Origin of the sequence: Stenotrophomonas maltophilia group sp. RNC7 (assembly GCF_030910085.1) — a bacterium.
GTDB classification, from domain to species: domain Bacteria; phylum Pseudomonadota; class Gammaproteobacteria; order Xanthomonadales; family Xanthomonadaceae; genus Stenotrophomonas; species Stenotrophomonas sepilia.
In genome coordinates this window covers 1-389 of record NZ_JAVFVN010000484.1, presented here as the reverse complement: position 1 = coordinate 389, position 389 = coordinate 1, and the positions used below count along the sequence as shown (strand labels likewise).

General features: G+C 24.4%; 1 protein-coding gene. It reads right to left on the bottom strand.

The genetic code is table 11. From position 1 onward, the window contains the following. A partial coding sequence (locus RCF13_RS09040) for a hypothetical protein (protein WP_308141082.1) occupies window positions 1–262 on the bottom strand: 262 nt, incomplete at its 3' end. Between the last annotated feature and the right edge of the window lie 127 nt (window positions 263–389).

Sequence of the window (389 nt, the reverse complement as noted above, 5' to 3'; positions counted from 1 at the left end):
CAATATAATCTAAAGTAGATACCAGTATTTCCTTATACATTTCCTTTTCCGTTCTCGTTATTACATTAACTTCTCTTATATTTCTTATATTGTCTAGAAAATACTCTGAGAAATTTGAATATATTTCTAATCCATCTATTTCAAAATGACTAAGTATTACATTAGATTTCTCTACAGTTTCCTCAATATACTCAAATATTTCATCAATTTGTTCTCTATTATTTTCGTATTCTTTCATAATCCCTAATAAGTTTATTTTCATCAACAATCCCTCCAAAATCATAGTCACATATATATGTTATCGACAAAAATGTTCAAATTTTTACTAATATATTAAAAATGGGTCTAAATACTTAACTCCTTTAATAAATCTAAATTTTTGCTGATGT